Source organism: Bradyrhizobium sp. Mp27 (assembly GCF_029953005.1).
In the GTDB taxonomy this organism is placed as follows: domain Bacteria; phylum Pseudomonadota; class Alphaproteobacteria; order Rhizobiales; family Xanthobacteraceae; genus Bradyrhizobium; species Bradyrhizobium barranii.
The window spans coordinates 23,402-47,599 of the sequence record NZ_JASAUS010000053.1 but is presented as its reverse complement, the minus strand read 5'-3'; the positions used below and the strand labels follow the sequence as shown (position 1 = coordinate 47,599).

Below are 24,198 nucleotides of genomic sequence, written 5' to 3'. Positions count from 1 at the left end.
GAGCCATCATGGAACAGCGCAAACTCGGTTCAACCGGTCCGACCGTCTCCGCCCTTGGTCTCGGCTGCATGGGCATGTCGGAGGTCTATGGCCCCGCCGACCGCGGCGAAAGCATCGCCACGGTCCATGCGGCGCTCGATGCCGGCATCACGCTGCTGGACACAGGTGATTTCTACGCCATGGGCCACAATGAAATGCTGGTGCGCGAGGCCCTGAAGGATGTGTCGCGCGAAAAAGTGCAGATCAGCGTGAAGTTCGGCGCACTGCGCGGGCCCGCCGGCGAGTTCGCCGGGATGGACACAAGGCCGGCCGCAACGAAAAACTTCCTGGCCTATTCGCTGCAACGTCTCGGCACCGACTACATCGACGTCTATCGCCCGGCGCGTCTCGATCCCAACATCCCGATCGAAGAGACCATCGGCGGTCTCGCCGATCTCGTGAAGGCCGGCTACATCAGGCATATCGGCCTGTCCGAGGTGGGCTCCGACACCATCCGCCGCGCGCACGCCGTGCATCCGATCGCCGATCTCCAGATCGAATATTCGCTGATCGAGCGCGGCATCGAACGCGACATCCTCAGGACCTGCCGCGAGCTCGGCATCGGCATCACGGCTTACGGCGTGCTGGCGCGCGGCCTGATCAGCGGCCATTGGTCGAAGGACTCCGGCAAGACCGGCAGGGATTACCGGCTGATGACGCCGCGCTTCCAGGGTGCAAATCTCGACGCCAATCTCGCACTGGTGGAGCAGCTCCGCGCCATCGCCACGGAGATCTGCGCAACGCCGGCGCAGGTCGCAATCGCCTGGGTGGCGGCTCAAGGCAAGGAGATCGTGCCGCTGGTCGGCGCACGCACCCGCAACCGTCTCACCGAAGCGCTCGGTGCGGCGAAGGTAACGCTGACGCCGGCGCATCTTGCGGCGCTTGCAAAAGCATTCCCGCCCGACGTCGCTTCCGGCACGCGCTACGCGGCCGAGCAGATGGCGCATCTCGACAGCGAGAAGCCGGCGACGCGGTAGCGGCAGCGATCAGGTGCGATGGGCGCTGAGATCGGTGACGACAGGCCCATCGCCGTTGAGCGGATTGGCCGGATCGCGCGCGTAGCGCAGCGTCTCGAAGCGCATCGCGCGCGCGTCGATCATCAGGAGGCGGCCGACGAGGCCGTCGCCGAAGCCGACGATCTCGCGGATCGCCTCCAGCGCCATCATCGAGCCCATCACGCCAGCAAGCGCGCCCATGACGCCGGCCTCGGCGCAGGCCGGCACCGTGCCGGGCGGCGGCGCCTCCGGAAACAGGCAGCGATAGGTCGGATTGAACACGCCCTGCTCGTTCTTCTCGTGCGCGCGGATGGTGGTGAGCGAGCCGTCGAAGGTGCCGAGCGCCGCCGTGATCAGCGGCCGCTTCGCGAAGAAGCAGGCATCCGAGACCAGATAACGCGTCGAGAAATTGTCGGAGCCGTCGAGCACGAGATCGTAGTCTCCGATCATGCTCAGCGCATTGTCGGCATTGAGCCAGGTGGCATGGCCGACGAAGCGGACATGCGGATTGAGCGCGGAGATCCGCTCGGCCGCGCTCTCGACCTTGTGCCGGCCGATATCGGGCGTCGTATGGATCACCTGGCGCTGGAGGTTTGACAGCGAGACCACGTCGTCATCGACCACGCCGAGCGTGCCGACGCCGGCGGCCGCCAGATACATCAGCGCGGGCGCGCCGAGCCCGCCGGCGCCGATCACCAGCACGGAGGCCCGCTTCAGCGCAGCCTGGCCCGGCCCGCCGACGTCGCGCAGCACGATATGCCGGGCATAGCGTTCAAGTTCGTCCGGGCTCAGCATCGTCGTCCTTCGTTCTCTCAAACCCTCATGGTGAGGAGCGCGGAACGCGCGTCTCGAACCATGAAGGCCCCGATCTCGCCTTCGGCCATCCTTCGAGACGCGGCCTTCGGCCGCTCCTCAGGATGAGGGCCTCGGTGCGTGGCTCGGCTCTTGGCCTGAACCACCCCAACATTGTTCGCGACCAACGAGATGTGCTTCAATGGTAGCACGTTCAATGGGCTGGCTGGATTTGTCATGAGATCGATGCTTGCGGCAACACTGATGTTTGCGGCTGCCACAGGCGCGAGCGCCCAGATGACGACGCCAGAGGTCCCCGGCACCAAGCCGAAGCCGGTCCAGACCGTGCCGATCCGGCCTCCCGCACTGCAGACGCCGTCGGCGACGGCTGATGCGATGGCGCAGGCGGAACGGCTGTCGCTCCAGTCCGACCTCGCCTGGGTCGGCCAATATAACGGCGCCATCACCGGCGACGTCAGCGCGCGCATGGTCGAGGCGATCAAGGAGTATCAGAAGGCCAAGGGTGGCAAGCCGACCGGCGTGTTCAATCCGCAGGAGCGCGCCGCGCTCGCCGAGACCGCGCGGCGCAAGCAGGAGAGCGTCGGCTGGAAGATCGTGATGGAGCCGACCAGCGGCGCCCGGCTCGGCATCCCCGGCAAATTGGTGCCGCAGCAGGCGACCGATGCCAACGGCTCGAAATGGACTTCGCCGACCGGCACGGTGCAGGTGCTGCTGAGCCGCCGCAAGGAAGCCAACCCGACCACGGCGAAACTCGCCGAGCTGGAGAAGGAACCGTCCGGGCGCAAGGTCGACTACACCGTGGTGAAGCCCGACTTCTTCGTGTTGTCGGGGTTGCAGGGCCTCAAGAAATTCTACGTGCGAGGCACCTTTAAGGGCGACGAAGTCCGCACCATGACGATCCTCTACGACCAGGCGACCGAGAACACCGTCGAGCCGGTCGTGATCGCGATGTCGAGTGCGTTCAATGCGTTTCCGACGGGACCGCAGGCCGCGCCGCCGCCGCGCAAGACCGTCGAATACGGCACCGGCATCGTCGTCAGCGACGATGGTGCGATTGTCACGGACCGCCTCGTCACCGATAGCTGTCTCGCGATCACCATTGCCGGCTATGGCAGCGCCGACCGTCTCGCCGAGGACAAGGAGCACGATCTCGCGCTCCTGCACATCTATGGCGCGCGCGGCCTGAAGCCGCTCAGCCTCACCGGCGGCGCGGCGAAGACGAGCGTCGATGTCGTCGGCATCGCCGATCCGCAGAGCCAGGGCGGAGCCGCGGGCGTGTCGAACCTCAAGGGCGCGCTGGCGCCGGTCACCAGCAGCGACTCTGCACTATCCCCTCCGCCGGCGGTCGGCTTCTCCGGCAGCCCGGCCATCGACGGCGACGGCAAGTTCGCCGGTGTCGCGCTGTTGAAGCCGGCGATGGTCGCGGGGCCCGCGACGTCGGTGCCGGCGTCGCAAGCGGTGATGGTGTCTGCGGAAACGGTGCGTGATTTCCTGAAGGCGAATGCCGTCACCGCGAATGGCACGTCGACGGATGCGAAGGCGGCCGTCGTCCGCGTGATCTGCGTGCGGAAGTAAGTCTCGTGTCCCGGACGCGCTGCAATGCGCCAGCGTTGCTGCGCGGAGCCGGAACCCATGTCTCTTCAAATTCGATGCACACAGATTCTGGGCCCCGGCTCTGCAGCGCACCGCTTCGCGCTGCGCTGCGTCCGGGGCACGAGATCAGGCGAGCCTAAATCGAATCCCGGCCTTCGCAAGCCCGCCCGAAATTCCCACCGGCGTGCCGTCCGCGCGCCAGCAGGCGGCGCCGGTCATGGTGCCGTCGTCGTGGAAGGCAATGCCGTTCATGCCGCCCGCCACCGTCGCGACGGGCTGCACCTTGTGGCCGAGGCCCGCCAGCTTCGCGCGCACGGCCTCCGGCACCTTCTGCTCGACTTCGAGCGCGTTGCCTTCGGTCCAGATACGCGGCGCCTCGACCGCTTCCTGCAGGCTCATGCCGTGGTCGATCAGATTGACCAGCGCCTGCATCGCGCTGGGGAAGATGCGCTTTCCCCCGGGCAGGCCGAGCGCATAGCGGAGCTTGCCGCCGCGCAGCGCCATCATCGGCGACATCGAGGTGGTGACGCGCTTGCCCGGCGCCAGCGACAGCGCGTGGCCGGGGCGCGGATCGAACAGGTTCATGTAGTTGTTGGCGATGGCGCCCAGGCCCGGGATCATGATCTTGGCGCCAAAGAGATTGTTGATGGTCTGCGTGGTCGCGACCACGTTGCCGAACGCGTCCGCCGCGGTCATGTGCGTGGTGTGCGCGCCTTCGAGCTGCGAGACGCCGGCGCCCCAGGCCTGCGCCCGCGCCGGATCGATGGCGCGGCGGCGTTCCTCGGCATAGGCCTTCGACGTCAGCCGCTCCACGGGAACGCCGACATAGGCCGGATCGCCGCTGGCCGCGGCGCGATCGGCGAAGGCGATCTTCAGGACTTCGGCGAGATAGTGGATCGTCTCCGGCGTGCCGAAACCGAGGTCTCCGATGTCATAGGCCTCGAGAATGTTCAGCATCTGCGCGATGTGCACGCCGGAGGCCGCGGGCGGCGGCGGGCCAAGGATGGTCCAGCCGCGATAGTCGGCGCGGATCGGTTGCCGTTCGACGGTCTTGTAGCCGGTGAGATCGTTGCGGCGGATGAAGCCGCCGGTCTTCTCCATGTAGTCGACGAGGATGTCACCGAGCGGCCCCTCGTAGAGGGCCTTCTGGCCGTGGTCGGCGATGGTGCGGAGCGTCTCGGCATATTCGGCCTGCACCACGCGTTCGCCGACCTTGAGCGGTTCGCCATCAGGCAAATAGACCGCCGCAATCGGCTTGTCCTTGCGCATCTCGGCGGCGCTCTCGCTGATGCATTCGTGCAAGTACGGCGTCGCCGCATAGCCGCGCGCGGCATGCTTGATCGCGGGCTGCATGACGTCCGCGAGGCTCATGGTGCCGAACCGCCGCAGCGTCTCGCACCAGGCTTTCAGCGAGCCCGGCGTGGCAACCGCCTTCGGGCCGTTGAGGTTCTCGTTGCCGACGGTATCGAACACGTCGTGCGCCGCGCCCGGCCTGGAGGTGTAGGTGGTGTCGCGCACGGCCGCAGGCACGGTGCTCTGCCCGTCGATGAAACGGTGGCTGCCATCGGCCAGACGTATATGCGCCATGCCGCCGCCGATGATACCGACCATCATCGGCTCGACCACGGTCAGCGTGAACAGGGTCGCGATCGCGGCGTCGATGGCGTTGCCGCCCGCGGCCAGCATCTCGGCGCCGGCGCTTGAGGCCAGCGGATGGTTGCTGACCACCATGCCGCGGCTCGAGACCGCCGGCATCTTCTCGCATTCAAAGATCGTTGCCGTCCGGTCGCGCCAGTTTCCGCCCATGTCGCCTGCCCCTTTTATTCGCGGCGGCAAGCACATCATACGCGCGACTACGGGTCCAGTATTGGTACGGATTAGCTGGCATTCCCGATTCTGCCATCATCGTTAGCGTTGATTCGGACATCCGCGGTCCCCTTTGGATCGGGCAGGGCACGTCCTGAGCGAGTAGAGCTCAGCATCGAGAAGCGATGCACGTTCGCGTGGCGTTACCCCACAGACCCAAGCATTCCAAAGGATTCAACTTTCCATGCACACGATCGTACTGGCCACCCAAAAGGGTGGCAGCGGCAAGAGCACGCTTGCCATCGGCCTCGCGCTGGCGGCCAAGCAGGCCGGCTTCACCGTCCGCCTGATCGAAACCGACCCGCAGGGTACCCTGTCCAACTGGCAGCGTCGCCGCCACGCTGACGATCTCGTCGTCGAGCCGATCTATCACGCTGCCGACATCGCGCCACGCCTGAAGATGCTGGCCGACAGCGGCCTCCAGCTCGCGGTCGTCGACACCGCGGCCGGCCTCAGCGCCGCGACCACCGCCGCGATCCGCCATTCCGACCTCTGCCTGATTCCCGCTCGCCCGAGCGTCGCCGACATCGAGGCGACCGTCTCGACGCTGAGCGTCGCGCGCGCCTGGAAGCGGCCCTACAGCTTCGTGCTGAACCAGGCGCCGATCCGCGGCCAGCGCATCGACAACGCCGCCAACATTCTCGCCGAGGAAGCCGCGCTCGATCTCGCCGAGGTGCTCGCGCGCCCGCTGATCGTGATGCGCAACGACCACCAGGACTCGCTCGCGAGCGGCCTCGCCGTCAGCGAATTCGCGCCGAACGGCAAGTCGGCGGACGAGATCCGCGGCCTCTGGCGCTGGATCGAGACCCGGCTCGAGCTCGAAGCCACGACCAATGTCCTGATCGACCAGGTCATCTCGGTCGCGGACGGGATGCTGCACGTCGCCGCCGAACACGCGGCGGACGAGACCACGACACTGGCGTCCTGAGCGGGGCGATCGCTCGGACGACAGGCGGCCTCTTCACTCATCCGGTTGAAGAGCCCAAGCGACGAAGCAATCCGGCCACCGGCCCGGCCGGATTGCTTCGCTTCGCGTTTTTTGATGACCCTTGTAGCCCGGATGGAGCGAAGCGAAATCCGGGAAAGTCTCGCTGCGGAAAGTCTGGACCCGGATTGCGCTACGCTCCATCCGGGCTACGGGCCTTCGCGTTTTTCAGGCTTCGACCTTCACACTCACTTCTGACATTTCTGACACCAGAAGGTGGAGCGCCCGTTCTGGGTGAATCGCTTCACGGTGCCACCGCACCCTGGCGTCTTGCAGGTCTCGCCCTCGCGGTCATAGACCTTGAAGGAATGCTGGAAATAGCCGAGCTCGCCCGAGGTCTGGCGATGGTCGCGCAAACTCGATCCGCCGGCCTTGATCGCGTCGTTGAGCACGGTGTGAATGGCACTCACCAGCCGCTTCGCATGATCGGTCGGCTCACCGCCGCCGACACCCTTGCGACCCTTGGTCGCGAGTGTCGCAGCAATGCGGCGCGGTGACAGATGCGAGCGATGCAGCGCTTCGCAGACATAGATGTTGCCGAGCCCGGCGACCACGCGCTGGTCGAGCAGCGCGGCCTTCAGGCTCGTCGTCTTGCCCTCGCACGATCGCGCCAGCATCGCAGCATCGAATTCGTTGCCGAGCGGCTCGGGACCGAGATCGCGCAGCAGCGGCTCGTCCTCGAGCGCGTTGCGCGCGATCACTTTCATGTAACCGAAGCGGCGCGGGTCGTTGAACACGATGTCGGCGCCGGAGGACATCCGAAACAGCACGTGGTCGTGCGTGGAGTCCTTGCCGCGCGGGTAGTGAAACTCGCCCGGCGCGGCCTCGTTGTCCGGCTTGATGACGCGGAACGAGCCCGACATGCCCAGATGCATCAGCAGCACGTCGCCGGAGGCGAGATCGGCCATGAGGTATTTTGCACGGCGGCCAAGCCCGGTGACGACCTGCCCCTGGAGCCGGGCCACGAAATCGGGCTGGAAGGGAAAGCGCAGATCCGGCCTGCGGGCCTCCGCGACGAGGATTTTCGCACCCTCCATGACGGGCTGAAGGCCGCGGCGGACGGTCTCGACTTCGGGCAATTCAGGCATGGTCAGGCATTCACCTTATGAGGGCGGTGTGATAGCGCCATTGCGGCGGCCGCGCTATGGTCCGCCCACTGGAGTAGAGTAATGGATCGGCCGGGCGAAACCACGCATTTTGGCTTCAGGGACGTTCCCCTGGGGGACAAGCAGACGCTGGTGAACGATGTGTTTCACAGCGTGGCGTCGCGCTATGACTTGATGAACGACCTGATGTCCGGTGGCCTGCACCGGGTCTGGAAGGACATCATGATCACCGCGCTCAACCCGCCGCGGGGTGACCGGCCGTTCGCGCTGCTCGATGTTGCCGGCGGCACCGGCGACATCTCGTTCCGCGCTGCCAAGGTGGCAGGTCCCGGCTTCCATGCCACGGTGTGCGACATCAACGCCGAGATGCTGGCCGTGGGCCGCGAGCGTGCCGCGAAGCGGCATCTCGAGACCCAGGTCGATTTCGTCGAGGGCAATGCCGAAGCGCTCGCCTTCGCCGACTGCAGCTTTGACGCATATACGATCGCTTTCGGCATTCGCAATGTGCCGCGGATCGACCTGGCGCTGCGCGAGGCCTATCGCGTGCTGAAGCCGGGCAGCCGCTTCCTGTGCCTGGAATTCTCTACCGTCGAGATGCCCGGGCTCGACCGGATCTATGACCTGTTCTCGTTCAAGGTGATCCCGCCGCTCGGCCGCATGGTCACGGGCGACGCCGAGTCCTACCAGTATCTCGTCGAATCGATCCGCAAGTTTCCGAAACCCAACGCCTTCGCCGACATGATCCGCGACGCCGGCTTCGCCCGCGTCGGCTGGCAGACATTGTCCGGCGGCATCGTCGCACTGCATTCGGGCTGGCGTTTGTGATTTCTTCCATTACCCACATTTCGCGCCTGATCCGCGCCGCGTTCGTGTTTGCGCGCGAGGGCGTGTTCGGTTCCGTCGATCCGACCCTAGTGCCGCCGCCAGGGCAACTCGCGCTGAAGCTTGCGCGCCTCGTCGAACGGCGCGGTCCAAAGCACGGACCGCGGCTGACGCGCGCGCTGACCCGGATGGGCCCAGCCTATCTCAAGCTCGGGCAGTTTCTGGCCACGCGTCCCGACGTCGTCGGCGTCGTCATGGCGCGTGATCTGGAAAGCCTCCAGGATCGCTTGCCGCCGTTTTCGCAAGCCGAAGCGGAAGCTGCGATCGCGACCTCGCTGGAGCGTCCGCTCAAGGACGTGTTCGCGAGCCTCGGCCCGCCGGTCGCCGCCGCCTCGATCGCGCAGGTGCATCGCGGCGAGGTGTCGCGCGACGGTGTCCGCAGGCCTGTCGCGGTGAAGGTGCTGCGGCCGAACGTGGCCTCGCGATTCCGCCGCGATCTCTCCGATTTCTTCTACGTCGCGCACAAGGCCGAGACCTATTCGAGCGAGGCGCGGCGTTTGCGACTGATCGAAGTCATCAACACCATGTCGCGCTCGGTCGCGATGGAGATGGACCTGCGGCTGGAAGCGGCTGCAATGTCGGAGATGGCGGAGAACACAGGCGACGATCCTGATTTTCGCGTGCCAACCGTCGACTGGGACCGCACCACGCACAACGTGCTGACGATGGAATGGATCGACGGCATCGCGCTGAACGATCACAAGCGCCTGCAAGAGGCGCAGGTCGACCTGCCCGATCTCGGCCGCAAGGTGATCCAGAGCTTTCTGCGGCACGCCCTGCGCGACGGTTTCTTCCACGCCGACATGCATCCGGGCAATCTGTTCCTTGACGACGCCGGACGCCTCGTCGCGGTCGATTTCGGCATCATGGGCCGGCTCGGGATGAAGGAGCGGCGTTTCCTCGCCGAAATCCTGCTCGGCTTCATCACCCGCAACTATCGCCGCGTCGCAGAAGTGCATTTCGAGGCGGGCTATGTGCCTGCGCATCACTCGGTCGAGAACTTTGCGCAGGCCATCCGCGCGATTGGCGAGCCCATTCACAACCGGACGGCCGAAGAGATCTCGATGGCGCGGCTGCTGACGCTGCTGCTCGAGGTCACCGGCCTGTTCGACATGACGACGCGACCCGAGCTGATCCTGCTGCAGAAGACCATGGTGGTGGTCGAGGGCGTGGCGCGCGGCTTCAATCCCAAGCTCGACATCTGGAAGGTCGCCGACCCCGTGGTGCGCGAATGGATCGAACGCAATCTCGGACCGATCGGCCGGGTGCAGGGCGCGCTGTCCGGCACCGGCGAGCTCGCCCGCGTGCTGATGCGCCTGCCCGACATCGCGCAGCGCTCCGTCGTGGTGCTCGAGCAATTGGAGACCATGACGCGGGAGGGCCTGCGGCTGTCGCCGGAGAGCATCGCGGCGATGGGCCGCAGCGAGGGCCGCAAGAACCGCTGGCGCACCGTGGCGCTCTGGATCATTGCCGCCACCTTCATCGGAATCCTGATCGCCGTCCGGAATCTGTGATTGCACTGCAATCACGAAAACGATAGCATCGCTATCATTCCGTGCTGGAGGGGCGTCATGGCAAGCCTGACCATCCGCAAGCTCGACGAGGGCGTCAAAACCTATTTGCGCCTTCGCTCGGCCAGGAACCGCAGGTCGGTCGAGGAAGAGGTCCGGGTCATCCTCGGAGAGCTGATCGAGGGCCGCGAGGAGCCGCTGACGCCGTTTGCGCTGCCACCGGCACAATCCACCGCCCCCACGCCGCAACGGACCGGCGCCCTCCCCGAGGCCAGCGTCACCCTGATCATCGGCGGCGGGATCGCCGCCTACAAGTCGCTCGACCTGATCCGCCGGCTCAAGGAACGCCGGATCGACGTCCGTTGTGTATTGACCAAGGCGGCGCAGCAATTCGTCACGCCGCTGGCCGTCAGCGCACTGTCGCATGAGCGCGTCTACACTGACCTGTTCGACCCCCAGAGCGAGTTCGACGCCGGGCACATCCGCCTGGCGCGCGACTGCGACCTGATCGTCGTCGCGCCCGCGACCGCCGACCTCCTGGCAAAGATGGCCAATGGCCATGCCGACGATCTCGCCAGCGCTATCCTGCTCGCGAGCAACCGCAAGGTCCTGCTGGCGCCGGCGATGAATCCGCTGATGTGGAACAACGCGGCGACGCGGCGCAACGTCACGCAGCTTCAGCGTGACGGCGTGGTGCTGATCGGCCCGAATTCCGGCGAGATGGCCGAGGCGGGCGAAGCTGGGATCGGCCGCATGTCCGAGGCGATCGAGATCGCCACCGCCGCCGAGCGCCTGCTGCGGCCACCGGTGCCGCGCCCGCTCGCCGGCAAGCGCGTGTTGATCACCGCAGGCCCCACCCACGAGCCGATCGACCCGGTGCGCTACATCGCCAACCGCTCCTCCGGCAAGCAGGGCTTCGCCATCGCCGTCGCCGCGCAGGCCGCGGGTGCCGAGGTGATCTTGGTCAGCGGCCCGGTCGATCTCGGCGATCCCCCGGGCGTGACGGTGAAGCGCGTGGAATCGGCCCGGCAGATGCTGGAGCAGGTGCAAGCGGCGCTTCCCGCCGACATCGCGATCTTCGCAGCCGCGGTCGCCGACTGGCGGGTCGCCAGTGAGGGCGGGCAGAAGCTGAAGAAGACCTCGGCCGGCATGCCGCCGCTTCAGCTGGTCGAGAATCCCGACATCCTCGCCACGATCTCGAAGCTGACCGACCGGCGCCCTCCGCTGGTGATCGGCTTTGCCGCCGAGACCGAGCACCTCATCGACAACGCCAAGTCCAAGCTGGCCCGCAAGGGCTGCGACTGGATCGTCGCCAACGACGTCTCGCCGGCGACCGGCGTGATGGGCGGCGACCGCAACACCGTGCATCTGATCAGCCGCAAGAATGGTGAGGAGGACGGCGAGATCACAGTTGATTCCTGGCCGGTGATGACCAAGGAACAGGTCGCCATCGAGCTGGTCGCGCATGTCGCAAAGAGCGTGACCGACAAATCCCGGGAGCCGGCATCTTGAGCACGAAAGTCACGGTCGAACTGCAGCAACTGGCCCACGCCGAAGGCCTTCCGCTGCCGGCCTACCAGACCCCCGAAGCCGCCGGCCTCGACCTGATGGCCGCAGTTCCCGACAGCGAGCCGATGACGCTCGCCGCCGGCCAATATGCGCTGGTGCCGACGGGCCTCGCGATCGCGCTGCCGCCCGGCCACGAGGCGCAGGTCCGGCCGCGCTCGGGCCTTGCCGCCAAGCACGGCGTCACCGTGCTGAACTCGCCCGGCACGATCGATGCGGACTATCGCGGCGAGATCAAGGTGATCCTGATCAACCACGGCGCGGCGCCCTTCGTGGTCAAGCGCGGCGAGCGCATCGCGCAGATGGTGATCGCGCCGGTGGCGCAAGCCGCGCTGGTTCCCGTGGCGACATTGTCCGCGACCGATCGCGGCGCCGGCGGCTTCGGCTCGACCGGCCGCTAACGCACGGCAGCTCCCGCCGAATCACCCGAAGACCTACGTGGATTGGAACCGCGCGCCCGGCATTTTTGTGGGACCGCCTTTGCGTTCACGATCTGGACTCTTACTGCTGGAGTCACGGTGGGGGTATTGTCGTTTGATTCGCGCGCGACGGGGGTCGCCGCGCGCAAATTCGTGCGATCTGGGGCAACTATGTCAGGCGTGATCGTGTCGATGCGTCGGACGCTGCTGTCGTGCACATCGTTGGCGCGCAACGGCTTGTTGGGAGGCGCTCTTGCGGCGCTGCTGCCGGCTGCGCCGGCTGAGGCTGCCGACCTCGTCGACACACTTTCCATAATGCTGGACTTCAACCGGCAGGAGCTCGCGGTGCTGGCCACCGCGCTCGCGCTGCTCGGCTTCTCGGTCGTGGCCGCGATCCTGTTGATGCGCACGCGCGTGCGCACGGCGAACAACGAGGCGCGGCTGCGCGCGCGGATCGGGGAACTGCAACTCCAGTCCGATCGCTTCGGCGCGCTGCTGTTCGCCGAGCCGCAGATCCTGATCTCCTGGCCGGCCGGCGACAATCGCGCGCAGATTTCCGGCGACATCTCCATGGTGCTGCCGCGCGATTCCTCCCCCCAGCGCGTCCTCGCGTTCGGAACATGGCTGCCGCCGGAACCCGCGCTCCAAATGGATCACGCGGTCGATGCACTGCGTGACCGCGGCGACGGGTTCCAGCTGACGCTGACCACCGCGTATGGCCACACGCTGGAGGCCATCGGCCGCGCCATCGGCGGCCAGGCCATCGTCAGGATTCGCGAACTCTCCGGACTCCGGCGCGATCTGGCCGAGACCAATCTGCGCTACAAGGCCCTCGCCGACGAGACCGAGATGCTGCGCGGCTTTGCCGCCGCGGCTCCCTGGCCGATCTGGGCCAAGGCCGAGAACGGCACGCTGACCTACGCCAATCCGGCCTATGTACGCGCGACCGAGGCAAGCAGCGCCACCGACGCCCAGCAGCGCAAGCTCGAGCTGCTCGACAGTGCCGACCGGACCGCGATGGAGCGGGGCCTGAAGGACGCGGCCAGTTTCACCTCGCGGCTGCCGATCGTGATCGGCGGCGAGCGGCGCATCTACGACGTCCGCGCGGTCAATGTCGGCAGCGGCAATGTCGGCGTCGCCATCGATGCCAGCGAGGCGGATGCGCTGAGCTCGGCGCTGGTGCGGATGGCGGAGGCGCATCGGCGCACGCTCGACCAGCTCTCCTCGGGCGTTGCCGTGTTCGACGGCCAGCGCCGGCTCGCCTTCTACAACGATTCCTACCGTCGGCTGTGGGACCTCGACCGCATCTTCCTCGACGCCAATCCCGACGATTCCAGCGTGCTCGACCAGCTCCGCGCAGCGCGCAAGCTGCCGGAGCAGCCGGACTTCCGCGCCTGGAAGGCCAAGCTGCACGAGGCCTATCGCGCGGTCGAGGCCGCCAAGGACACCTGGTACCTGCCCGACGGCCGCGCGCTCTCCGTCGTCACCACACCGAATCCGGAAGGCGGCGTCACCTATCTGTTCGACGACGTCACCGAAAGCCTCGAGCTCGCCCGCCGCTTCGACGGCATGATCCGCGTCCAGCGCGAGACGCTGGACAGCCTCGCCGAGGGCGTCGCAGTGTTCGGCAGCAACGGCAGGGCGCAGCTGTTCAACCCGGCCTTCGTCCGGATGTGGAAGCTGTCGAGCGACGCCATGCGCGACGAGCCGCACATCCAGACGGTCGAAGGCTGGTGCCATCAGCTGTTCGACGACGCGCAAGTCTGGCGGCAGATCCGCGAGGCCGTCACCTCGATCGAGAGCCGCGCCGACGTGCCGCTGAAGCTGGAGCGCAAGGACGGCAGCGTGCTCGACGGCATGATCCGTCCGCTGCATGACGGCGCGACCATGCTGACGTTCCAGGACATCACCGACACCGAGAATGTCGAGCGTGCGCTGCGCGAGCGCAACGAGGCGCTTGAGGCCGCCGACCAGATGAAGGTGGATTTCGTCCACCACGTCTCCTACGAGCTGCGCTCACCGCTCACCACCATCATCGGCTTCGCGCATTTCCTCAGCGATCCCTCGACCGGGCCGCTGACGCCGAAACAAGCCGAATATCTCGACTACGTCACCAAATCGACCAACGCGCTGCTGGCGCTGACCAACAACATCCTGGATCTCGCCACGATCGACGCCGGCGCCATGAAGCTGGAACTCGGCCCGGTCGACGTCAGCAAGGCCATCGAGCTCGCCGCCGAGGGCATCCAGGACCGCCTCGCCACCGACCGCATCCGCCTCAAGGTCGAGATCGCGCCCGATATCGGCAGCTTCGTCGGCGACGAGAAGCGCGTGGTGCAGGTGCTCTATAACCTCCTCGCCAACGCCGTCGGGTTTTCTCCACAGGATTCCACAGTCGGCATCAGCGCACGCCGCACCGAACGCAGCGTGGTCTTCACTGTGACAGATTCCGGGCCTGGAATACCTGCCGACATGAAGGACAAGGTGTTCAACTGGTTCGAAAGCCGCTCGCAGGGGTCGCGTCACCGCGGCGCCGGCCTCGGCCTGTCGCTGGTGCGCTCCTTCGTCGAGCTGCATGGCGGCAAGGTGCGGGTGGATTCGATCGTGGGCAGGGGCACGGTCGTGATCTGTGACTTCCCGACCGACCAGGCGGCGCGTCGCGACGCCGCCGAATGACTGAACCGACCACATTCTCCGTCGCGCTTGTCAACGAGACGGCCACTGCGCAATTGATGGCCGACCTTGCGCTGCTGGTCGGCCCCGGCGACGTCATCACCCTCACCGGCGATCTCGGTGCCGGCAAGACTGCGGCTGCGCGAGCCATGATCCGCTATCTCGCCGGCGACGAGGCGCTGGAAGTCCCGAGCCCGACCTTCACGCTGGTGCAGGGTTACGAGCTGCCGCCGTTTCCGGTGATGCACGCCGATCTCTACCGCGTCGAGGACGAGAGCGAGCTCGAGGAGATCGGCCTGTCACCGCTTCCCGATGCCACGCTCGTCCTGATCGAATGGCCGGAGCGCGCACCGTCGGCGATGCCGCAAGACCGCATCGACATCGCGCTGACGCACCGGCCGGCGCTGGGCTCGAACGCGCGCGCCGCCGACATCACCGGTTACGGCAAGAGCGCCGTGCAAGTCGCGCGGCTGAAGGCGCTGCGGGAATTCCTCGAGGCATCCGGCTACATGGATGCAACGCGCAAGCACATGGCCGGTGATGCCTCGACCCGCTCCTATGCGCGACTGCTGCGCGACGACGAGATCGTCATCCTCATGAACTTTCCGCAGCGCCCCGATGGCGCAGCGATGTACAGCGGAAAATCCTACAGCGCGGCGGTGCATCTCGCCGAGAACGTCAAGCCCTTCGTCGCCATCGACGAGGGCCTGCGCGCGCAGGGCATCTCCGCGCCCGCGATCCATCATTCCGATCTCGACCACGGCTTCCTGATCACCGAAGATTTCGGCAGCGAAGGCGTGATCGAGGGCAATCCGCCGCGCCCGATCGCGGAGCGCTACGAGGCTGCAACCGACGTGCTGGCGATGCTGCACAGCGAGACATTGCCGGAGACGCTGCGGCTGGCGGATCAGACCTACACCATTCCCGTCTTCGACACCGAAGCACTTCTGATCGAAATCGGGTTGATGCCGGAATGGTATCTGCCCGACCGCAATGCGCCGCTGAGCGACGAGAAGCGCGCGGAGTTTTTCGCCATGTGGCGCGAGCTGCTGAAGAAACCGCTGGCCGCGCCGAGGACGTGGATCATCCGCGACTACCACTCGCCCAATCTGATCTGGCTCGGAATGCGCACCGGCATCGCGCGCGTCGGTGTGATCGACTTCCAAGACACCGTGCTCGGGCCGCACTCCTATGACGTCGTGTCGCTGCTGCAGGACGCGCGTATCGACGTCCCTGAGACCCTCGAGCTGACACTGCTGTCGCGCTACATCAAGGCGCGCCGCGCGGACGACGCGAGCTTCGATCCCGCTGGCTTCGCCGAGCTCTATGCGATCATGTCGGCGCAGCGGAACACGCGCCTGCTCGGCACCTTCGCCCGCCTCAACCGCCGCGACGGTAAGCCGCATTATCTGCGCCACCAGCCGCGGATCTGGACCTACCTCCAGCGCTCGCTGGCACATCCCGCGCTGGCTCACCTGCGCGACTGGTATCTCGCCAACGTCCCGCCGCCCCAAGGGGCGTCCCAAGAGCCGTCTGAAGAGCAGCCTGAAGAGCAGCCTCAAGCCTGATTTGCGGCCGATTTACCGCCTGTTAGCCATCGCATCGGTATCATCGCCCGCAGGCAGCCGGACAAGGATGGGGCTGGAGCAAGGGCGGATGGCGGTCAAGACGGACCATCGTGGCAACAGCCGGGTTGTTTTCGAGCGCGGGATACCGGCCCAGATGATGGGGATCGACGGCACCTGGCGGCGCGAGTGCACCATGGAGGACGTCTCCGAGAGCGGCGCCAAGCTGACCATCGACGGCTCGGTCGAGGGCCTGCATCTGAAGGAATTTTTTCTCCTGCTGTCCTCCACCGGACTTGCGTACCGTCGCTGTGAGCTGGCGTGGGTCAACGGCGACCAGATCGGCGTCAATTTTCTCAAGCTCGGCGACAAGAAGAAGAAGGCGCGTTCCACATCCGGTGGGGCGTGACGGCCACACCCGTCGTACAACCGTCACGGCAGGTGGTTAAGGCGGTTAAGACGCGGTGCGGCCAATTGCGGTCCGTGTTAGGATTGCTGCGTACGCGAACTTCAAAAGTTCTCAAGTCCAGGATTCCGGGAAAGACGAGTCTGAGAAAGCGAACGATGTCCGTCAAGCCGACCAAAGCCATGGTGCTCGCCGCGGGGTTCGGGCTGCGCATGCGTCCGTTGACGGAGAAGATGCCGAAGCCGCTCGTGCCGGTGGCCGGCCAACCGCTGCTGGACCATGTGCTCGACAAGCTCGGCGACGCCGGCGTGACCGAGGCGATCGTCAATGTGCACTATCTGCCGGACCAGATCATCAATCACACCGCATCCCGCCAGCATCCGCGCGTGACCATCTCGGACGAGCGCGACCAGGTGCTCGGCACCGGTGGCGGTGTGGTCAAGGCGCTGCCGCTGCTCGGCGATGCGCCGTTCTTCCATGTCAATTCCGACACGCTGTGGATCGACGGCGTGCGCTCGAACCTGGCGCGGCTTGCGGAAAACTTCGACCCCGAGCGCATGGACATCCTGCTCTTGATGGCGCCGACCGCGACCAGCATCGGCTATAGCGGCCGTGGCGATTACGGCATGCTGCCCGACGGCGCCCTGCGCAAGCGCAAGGAAAAGGAGGTCGTTCCGTTCGTCTATGCCGGCGCTGCGATCCTGTCGCCCTCGATCTTCGCCGATGCGCCGCAGGGCGAGTTCTCGCTGACCAGGATGTTCGATCGCGCCAACGAGCAGGAGCGGCTGTTCGGCCTCCGCCTCGACGGCGTCTGGATGCATGTCGGCACGCCCGACGCGGTGCACGCGGCGGAAGAGGCGTTTCTGGAGAGCGTGGCGTAAGCCTGCCCCTGTCATGCCCCGCGAAGGCGGGGCATCCAGTACGCCGCGGCTTCTCGGCTAAATCTCCACCGTCTCTGGAATACTGGATCATCCGCCTTCGCGGATGATGACACCTGTTCCGGTCCGGCGAACAGCGGGGACTATCTCCCCTCCACCCATATCCATTTGAATCCGCGTCCCTATATTGGCGCCTGATTCCCGAATCAGGCAGCCCATGCGCGTTTTCAGCGTTCCCATCTCAGTTCCGTTCCTGCGCACGGTCGTCTCGAGCCTGCTCGACGGCCGGCTGGTCGACGGATTCGAGGCGCGCAAGGAACCGGCGCGGCTTGCGGATGCCACGCTGTACCTGCCGACAAGGCGCGCCATGCGCGTCGTGCGCGAGATCTTTCTCGACGAGATGGCGGCCGATGCGGTGGTCCTGCCGCGCATCGTCGCGCTCGGCGACATCGACGAGGACGAACTCGCTTTCGCCGACGAGGGCGAGCAGTTCTCCGGCGCAGCGCCGCTCGACATTCCGCCACGGCTCGGCGAGCTGGAACGGCGGCTGACGCTGGCGCGGCTCGTGGCTGCCTGGGCCAAGGGCCCGGTGCTGTCCCCGCTGGTGGTCGGCGGCCCCGCCTCGACACTCGCGCTGGCCGGCGACCTCGCACGCCTGATCGACGACATGGTGACGCGCGGCGTCGACTGGAGCGCGCTCGACGGCCTGGTGCCGGATATGCTCGACCGCTACTGGCAGCACTCGCTCGAATTCCTGCGCATCGCGCGCATTGCCTGGCCCGGCCATCTCGCCGAGATCAACCGGATCGAGCCCGCGGCGCGGCGCGATCTCCTCATCGCGGCGGAAGCCAGGCGGTTGACCGCACATCCCCATGGTCCGGTGATCGCCGCCGGCTCCACCGGCTCGATGCCGGCCACCGCAAAATTCCTGCATGCGGTCGCATCGCTGCCGCATGGCGCCGTGGTGCTGCCGGGCCTCGACACCGACCTCGACGAGGACGCCTGGCGCAGCATCGGCGGTGTGCGCGATTCGCTCGGCAAGTTCGCCGAGCATCCGGCGTCGAACCATCCGCAATATGCGATGCATGCACTGCTGGAGCGCTTCGGCATCAAGCGCAGCGACGTCGACATCCTCCAACCGCCGGCGGAAGGCGGCCGCGATCTGCTCGCATCGGAATCGATGCGTCCGTCGGCGAAGACGGAAGTCTGGCACGACCGGCTGAAGCAGCCTGATGTCGCCGCGAAGATCGCGGGCGGCATGAAGAATCTCGCAGTCGTCGAAGCCCCCAACCCTGAAATGGAAGCGCTCGCGATCGCCATCGCGATGCGCGAGGCGCGCCATCTCGACAAATCAGCGGCGCTCGTGACGCCCGACCGCGCGCTGGCGCGGCGGGTGATGGCCGCGCTGACGCGATGGGATCTCGCCTTCGACGATTCCGGCGGCGACGTGCTGATGGAAACATCCGCCGGCGTTTTCGCGCGTCTGGCATCGGAAGCGGCGACCAAGGGATTGGAGCCGCCGACGCTGCTGGCGATGCTGAAGCATCCGCTGTGCCGGCTTGGCCGGCTGCCTGGCGGATGGAAGGCGGCGATCGAGGGCCTCGAGCTTGCAGTCCTGCGCGGCACGCGGCCGCCTGCGGGCACCGCGGGCCTGCTGCGCGAATTCAATCGTTTCCGCGAGGAGCTGGCAAAGCTGTGGCGCAGCGAGGTCTCCGCGCTGCACCGTGCGGAGCCGCGTGCGCGTCTGAAGGCGGAGGACCTCGATCGTATCCAGGCGCTGATCGATGCCCTCCGACGAGCGTTGGCGCCGATCGAGAGTCTCGCGTCATCGAAACCGTACGACTTCGCCGAGCTCGCGCACCGGCACCGCGAGATCATGATCGAGCTGTCGCGCGACGAGCAGGGCATCCCGCTCGCCTTCGAGGAGCGCGAGGGCCTGGCGCTCGCAGCCGCCTTCGACGACCTCCTGCGCGGCGGCACCACCAGCGGATTGATGGTGACGCTGCCTGACTACGCCGACGTTTTCCAGACGGCGTTCAGCGACCGGGCCGTGCGGCGGCGGGACAAACCCGGCGCGCGGCTGCAGATCTACGGCCCGCTGGAATCGCGCCTGATGCAGGCGGACCGGATCATCATCGGCGGCCTGATCGAGGGCGTCTGGCCGCCGGCGCCGCGCATCGATCCCTGGCTCAGCCGGCCGATGCGGCACGAGCTTGGCCTCGATCTGCCGGAGCGCCGCATCGGCCTCTCCGCACACGACTTCGCGCAACTGCTCGGCGGCGACGAGGTGATCCTGACCCATTCCGCGAAGGCCGGCGGTGCACCGGCGGTCGCCTCGCGCTTCCTGCACCGGTTAGAGGCGGTCGCGGGCGACGAGCTCTGGAAGACGGCCATCCGCGCGGGCGAAAAATACGTGCAGTTTGCCGGCGCGCTGGACCAGCCCGACGAGGTCAGGCCGGTCAAGCAGCCCGAGCCGCGGCCGCCGCGCGCGACGCGGCCGCTGAAGATGTCGGTCACCGCGATCGAGGACTGGCTGCGTGATCCCTACACGATCTACGCAAAGCACATTTTGCGGCTCGACGCGCTCGACCCCGTCGACATGCCGCTGTCGGCCGCCGACCGCGGCTCGGCGATTCACGATGCGCTCGGCGAGTTCACGGAAAGCTACGCCACGCGCCTGCCCGACGATCCCGCCCGCGTGCTGCGCGCGATCGGTGAAAAATATTTCGCGCCGCTGATGGAGCGCCCTGAAGCGCGCGCGCTGTGGTGGCCGCGCTTCCAGCGCATCGCGCGCTGGTTTGGCGAATGGGAGACGGCACGCCGCGACGTGATCGAGGTCATCACTGCGGAGACGCGTGGCGAGATCTCGATCCGGCTCGACCACGACCGCAGCTTCCAGCTTTCCGCCCGCGCCGACCGCATCGAGCGGCGCCAGGGCGGCAGCTATGCCATCCTCGACTACAAGACCGGGCAGCCGCCGACCGGCAAGCAGGTCCGCATGGGCCTGTCACCGCAGCTCACGCTGGAAGCGGCGATCCTGCGCGAGGGCGGATTCCCTGACATCGACGCGGGTTCGTCCGTCAGCCAGCTCGTCTATGTGCGCCTGAGCGGCAACAATCCGCCCGGCGAGGAGCGCATCCTCGAGCTCAAGTATAAGCAAGGCGACGAGCCGCAGCCGCCGGACACGGCCGCCGCCGAAGCACGGGCGAAGCTCGAGGCGCTGATCCGTGCCTTCGAGGACGAGAATCAGGCGTACACCTCGTTGAACCTGCCGATGTGGACCAACCGCTACGGCACCTATGACGACCTCGCCCGCATCAAGGAATGGTCGGCGGCCGGCGGTTTGGGGATAGAGGAATGGTGAAGCTGCCCCGCCCCATTCCCGACGAGGTACGTGCGCGGCAGGCGCGCGCGTCCGATCCGACTGCGTCGGCGTTCGTGTCGGCCAATGCCGGCTCGGGCAAGACCCATGTGCTGGTGCAGCGCGTGATCCGCCTGCTGCTGTCGGGCGTACCGCCGGAAAAGATCCTCTGCATCACCTTCACCAAGGCCGCCGCCGCCAACATGGCCGAACGCGTGTTCACGACGCTCGGTCATTGGGTAACGCTGGATGACAACGCGCTCGACGCGGCGATTAAGGCGGTCGGCATCCCACATCCCGATCGAAGACTACGCCGCGAAGCGCGAAAGCTGTTTGCCTGCGCGCTGGAGACGCCGGGCGGGCTGAAGGTGCAGACCATCCACGCGCTCTGTACCCGGCTGCTCCAGCAGTTTCCGTTCGAGGCCAACGTGCCGGCGCGCTTTGCCGTGATCGACGAGCGCGACCAGACCGACATGATGGAGCGCGCCAATCTGAAGGTGCTGCTGGAGGCCGCGCGCGATCCGGAGACCGTTACCGGCCGCGCGCTGCTCACCGCGATGGCGAGTGCGGCCGACGTCACCTTCAAGGAGGTCGTGCGCGAGGCCTGTCTCAGCCGCGATCATTTCATGGCCTGGACCGACGAGGCCGGCAACGCCGGGGCAGCTGCTGAGCAGATGGCGGCGGTGCTGGGCGTGGAGACGAGCGATCGGATCGAGGACGTCGAGACGGAAATTCTCGACGGCCCATTCCTGCCGCGATCGCGCTGGAACGACATCGCCTTCGCGCTGGAAGACGGCACCTCTTCCGACAAGAGCCAGGCCGCTCGTTTCCGCGAGGCCAAGGTGTTTTCCGGCGCTGCACAGGTCGATGCCTATCTCGGCGTCTTCCTCACCGATGAAAAGCTGCCGCGCAAGGCGGTGCTGACCAAGAAATTTGGCGATCACAACCCATCCGTCGCCCGGCTGTTCGAGAACGAGGTGCAGCGCCTCGGCGGATTGATCGAGAAGCGCCGCGCGGTGACCATGCGCGACCGCACCGCGGCCCTGCTGCATATCGCGACCGCGGCCGCCGCAAACTACCGCCGTGAGAAGCAGGAGCGCGGGCTGCTCGACTACGACGACCTCATCGACAAGACGCTGGCGATGCTCGACCGCGTTTCCTCGGGCTGGGTGCATTACAAGCTCGACCGTGGCGTCGACCACGTCCTGATCGACGAGGCCCAGGATACGAGCCCGCGGCAGTGGGACATCGTCGCGCATATCATTTCGGAGTTCACCGCCGGCGAAGGCGCGCGTGAAGGATTGAAACGCACGGTCTTCGCCGTCGGCGACGAGAAGCAGTCGATCTTCTCCTTTCAGGGCGCCCAGCCCCGGGAATTCGATGCGCGCCGGCGCGAGCTGCACCGCAAGTTCACCGCCGCCGGGCTGAAGTTCGATCCGGTCGCCTTCACCTATTCGTTCCGTTCGGGCGCGGCGATCCTGCGCTCGGTCGACCACGTCTTCCGCGAGCCCCAGATCTACAAGAGCATCCATTCGGTCGAGATCGGCCATCCCCTGCACAATGCGCTCGCCGATGCGGGCCCGAGCGTGATCGAGCTGTGGGATCTCGCCGAGCCCGATGACAGGCAGGAGATCGAGGGCTGGCGCGCGCCGTTCGATGGCGTCGCCGCCACCAGCCCCGAGGTGAAGCTCGCCCGCCGCATCCAGACCGAGATCAAGCAACTGGTCGAGAGCGGCACGCTGACGGGACACGAAGGCGAGCGCCGGCCCTTACGTTACGGCGACATGCTGATCCTGGTGCGCCGGCGCGGCAATGCGTTCGACGCCGTGATCCAGGCGCTGAAGCACGCCAACGTTCCGGTCGCCGGCGCTGACCGGCTGAAGCTGACCGAACACATCGCGATCATCGACCTGATGAATCTGGCGGACGCGCTGCTGCTGCCGCAGGACGATCTCGCGCTCGCGGTTGCGCTGAAGAGCCCTCTGTTCGGGCTCGATGACGACGACCTGTTTCAGCTCGCCTGGGGCCGCAAGGGATCGCTGCGCCGCGCGCTCGCCGAACATGCCGCCACAAGCGAGACGTTCGCCACGGCACTGCGGCGGCTTGAAGCCTGCGAGACGCGGTCGCGCGAGGAGACTCCGTTCGCCTTCTACGCCTGGCTGCTCGGCGGCGACGGCGGACGCGCACGCATCCTGCGCCGGCTCGGCCATGAGGCCAACGACGCGCTCGACGAGTTCCTGGAGCTGGCGCTGAATTACGAGCGCAAGGCACCGGCCTCCCTGCAGGGTTTCATGGCCTGGCTGCGCTCGGCCGACACCGAGGTGAAGCGTGACATGGAGATCTCGCGCGACGAGGTGCGGGTCATGACGGTGCACGGCGCCAAGGGCCTCGAAGCCTCCGTCGTGTTCATGGTCGACACGACATCATCGCCGGCGGATTCGCAGCGCGTCCGGCTGATCCACGTGCCGCGCGGCAACGGCGGCGAGGTCGTGGTCTGGGCCGGGCGCAAGGCCGATGATCCCAAGCCCGTCGCCGACGCACGCAAGGCCATGATCGAGGAGACCGAGGACGAGTATCGCCGCCTGCTCTATGTCGCGATGACGCGCGCGGCCGATCGGCTGATCGTCGGCGGCTGCATGCCCGGTAACATGAAGACGGTCCGCAAGCTGAGCTGGTATGACCTCATCGACACCGGGCTCACCGGCTCGGGCCTGGACAAGCAGACGATCGAGACGCCGCTCGGCAAGGTGACCCGATTCGCCCGGCCGGAGGATGTCGCGGCGCTGGGCACGCCTGCGATGTCGATGGACCAATCGATCGCATTGCCGGACTGGCTGCGGACGCCGGTACCGCACGAGAGCGTCGATGACGATCCAGTGCGCCCCTCCGGCCAGTCGGCCGAGGAAGGCCGTAGCGTGCGGTCAGGCGAATCGGTGCAGTCGCGCGCGCTGGCGCTGCAGCGCGGCACGCTGGTGCACCGGCTGCTGCAATCCCTCCCCGACATCGCCCCCGAGCGCCGGCGCGACGCCGCGCTTGGCTTCATGGCGCGCAACGCGCCCGATTGGACGGAGGCCGACCGGACCGCGCTGACCGACAAGGTTCTCGCCCTGATCGCCGAACCGCGCTTTGCCCCGGTGTTTGCCGCCGGCAGCCGTGCCGAGGTCTCGATCGTCGGCCGATTGGACCGGCCGGGCCGGCCGCCAGCGCTGGTGTCGGGGCAGATTGACCGGCTGGTCGTTGGTCCGGATGAGGTTCTGATCGTCGATTTCAAGACCAACCAGGCGGCGCCCAAAAGCGCCGCTGAGGCGCCCGCCGCCTATGTCCGGCAGCTTGCGCTGTACCGGGCGGTGCTGGCGCGGCTTTATCCCCGAAAGCCGATCAGGGCCGTCCTGCTCTGGACCGAGGCCCTTGAATATATGGAGATTTCAGCCCCCGCGCTGGACGCGGCGCTGGCATCCCTTCATGTCGGCGTGAGCGTCCTTGACCCGGCAAGGGGCCGTTCATAGGTTGACGCCATGATCCCAAGCGCGATTCCCATCC

General features: G+C 66.9%; 16 protein-coding genes. 13 read left to right on the top strand and 3 right to left on the bottom strand.

Annotated elements, in window-relative coordinates; genetic code table 11:
* Window positions 1-8 precede the first annotated feature (8 nt).
* A complete protein-coding gene (locus QJT78_RS25145; RefSeq protein ID WP_028149821.1) occupies window positions 9-1,016 on the top strand; it encodes an aldo/keto reductase in 1,008 nt (335 codons plus the stop codon).
* Window positions 1,017-1,025: 9 nt separating this feature from the next.
* On the opposite strand, the gene moeB is transcribed toward QJT78_RS25145, so the two are convergent.
* Window positions 1,026-1,829 carry a molybdopterin-synthase adenylyltransferase MoeB gene (moeB, locus tag QJT78_RS25140; protein ID WP_028149820.1) on the bottom strand — a complete coding sequence of 268 codons (804 nt, stop codon included), beginning with the start codon at window positions 1,827-1,829 and terminating at the stop codon, window positions 1,026-1,028.
* Window positions 1,830-2,063: 234 nt separating this feature from the next.
* Between moeB and QJT78_RS25135 the strand changes: the two genes are divergently transcribed.
* Window positions 2,064-3,422, top strand: a complete 1,359-nt coding sequence (locus QJT78_RS25135) for a serine protease (RefSeq protein WP_028149818.1) — start codon at window positions 2,064-2,066, stop codon at window positions 3,420-3,422.
* A gap of 144 nt (window positions 3,423-3,566) precedes the next feature.
* Here the strand turns inward: QJT78_RS25135 and ggt are convergent, their stop codons facing one another.
* Window positions 3,567-5,246: a gamma-glutamyltransferase gene (gene ggt / locus QJT78_RS25130; RefSeq protein ID WP_281460344.1), complete on the bottom strand. Its 1,680-nt coding sequence runs from the start codon at window positions 5,244-5,246 to the stop codon at window positions 3,567-3,569.
* Window positions 5,247-5,490: 244 nt separating this feature from the next.
* On the opposite strand from ggt, the gene QJT78_RS25125 reads away from it, so the two are divergent.
* Complete coding sequence (locus QJT78_RS25125; protein WP_028149816.1) at window positions 5,491-6,234, top strand: ParA family protein; 744 nt, start codon at window positions 5,491-5,493, stop codon at window positions 6,232-6,234.
* Between the two features lie 245 nt (window positions 6,235-6,479).
* Here the strand turns inward: QJT78_RS25125 and mutM are convergent, their stop codons facing one another.
* Window positions 6,480-7,379: a bifunctional DNA-formamidopyrimidine glycosylase/DNA-(apurinic or apyrimidinic site) lyase gene (gene mutM / locus QJT78_RS25120; RefSeq protein ID WP_028149815.1), complete on the bottom strand. Its 900-nt coding sequence runs from the start codon at window positions 7,377-7,379 to the stop codon at window positions 6,480-6,482.
* An 81-nt stretch (window positions 7,380-7,460) separates the two neighbouring features.
* On the opposite strand from mutM, the gene ubiE reads away from it, so the two are divergent.
* The 10 genes from ubiE to addA all read left to right on the top strand — a co-directional run bounded on the left by ubiE (window position 7,461) and on the right by addA (window position 24,164).
* Window positions 7,461-8,222, top strand: coding sequence for a bifunctional demethylmenaquinone methyltransferase/2-methoxy-6-polyprenyl-1,4-benzoquinol methylase UbiE (gene ubiE / locus QJT78_RS25115; protein ID WP_028149814.1), 762 nt, complete (start codon window positions 7,461-7,463; stop codon window positions 8,220-8,222).
* On the top strand, window positions 8,219-9,793 hold the full coding sequence (ubiB, locus tag QJT78_RS25110) for a 2-polyprenylphenol 6-hydroxylase (RefSeq protein ID WP_028149813.1): 1,575 nt from the start codon (window positions 8,219-8,221) through the stop codon (window positions 9,791-9,793). Before ubiE ends, ubiB begins: the two co-directional genes overlap by 4 nt.
* A 57-nt stretch (window positions 9,794-9,850) precedes the next feature.
* Window positions 9,851-11,302: a bifunctional phosphopantothenoylcysteine decarboxylase/phosphopantothenate--cysteine ligase CoaBC gene (coaBC, locus tag QJT78_RS25105; RefSeq protein WP_028149812.1), complete on the top strand. Its 1,452-nt coding sequence runs from the start codon at window positions 9,851-9,853 to the stop codon at window positions 11,300-11,302.
* Complete coding sequence (dut, locus tag QJT78_RS25100; RefSeq protein WP_028149811.1) at window positions 11,299-11,757, top strand: dUTP diphosphatase; 459 nt, start codon at window positions 11,299-11,301, stop codon at window positions 11,755-11,757. Before coaBC ends, dut begins: the two co-directional genes overlap by 4 nt.
* A gap of 189 nt (window positions 11,758-11,946) precedes the next feature.
* Window positions 11,947-14,451: a PAS domain-containing sensor histidine kinase gene (locus QJT78_RS25095; RefSeq protein ID WP_028149810.1), complete on the top strand. Its 2,505-nt coding sequence runs from the start codon at window positions 11,947-11,949 to the stop codon at window positions 14,449-14,451.
* The gene (tsaE, locus tag QJT78_RS25090) at window positions 14,448-16,016 is read left to right on the top strand and encodes a tRNA (adenosine(37)-N6)-threonylcarbamoyltransferase complex ATPase subunit type 1 TsaE (RefSeq protein ID WP_028149809.1); all 1,569 of its coding nucleotides are present in this window, start codon (window positions 14,448-14,450) and stop codon (window positions 16,014-16,016) included. Before QJT78_RS25095 ends, tsaE begins: the two co-directional genes overlap by 4 nt.
* An 88-nt stretch (window positions 16,017-16,104) precedes the next feature.
* Window positions 16,105-16,422 carry a PilZ domain-containing protein gene (locus tag QJT78_RS25085; protein WP_281460343.1) on the top strand — a complete coding sequence of 106 codons (318 nt, stop codon included), beginning with the start codon at window positions 16,105-16,107 and terminating at the stop codon, window positions 16,420-16,422.
* Window positions 16,423-16,577: 155 nt separating this feature from the next.
* Window positions 16,578-17,300, top strand: a complete 723-nt coding sequence (locus QJT78_RS25080) for a nucleotidyltransferase family protein (RefSeq protein WP_028149808.1) — start codon at window positions 16,578-16,580, stop codon at window positions 17,298-17,300.
* A 214-nt stretch (window positions 17,301-17,514) separates the two neighbouring features.
* Complete coding sequence (gene addB / locus QJT78_RS25075) at window positions 17,515-20,661, top strand: double-strand break repair protein AddB (protein WP_028149807.1); 3,147 nt, start codon at window positions 17,515-17,517, stop codon at window positions 20,659-20,661.
* The gene (addA, locus tag QJT78_RS25070; protein WP_028149806.1) at window positions 20,655-24,164 is read left to right on the top strand and encodes a double-strand break repair helicase AddA; all 3,510 of its coding nucleotides are present in this window, start codon (window positions 20,655-20,657) and stop codon (window positions 24,162-24,164) included. Before addB ends, addA begins: the two co-directional genes overlap by 7 nt.
* Window positions 24,165-24,198: the final 34 nt, after the last annotated feature.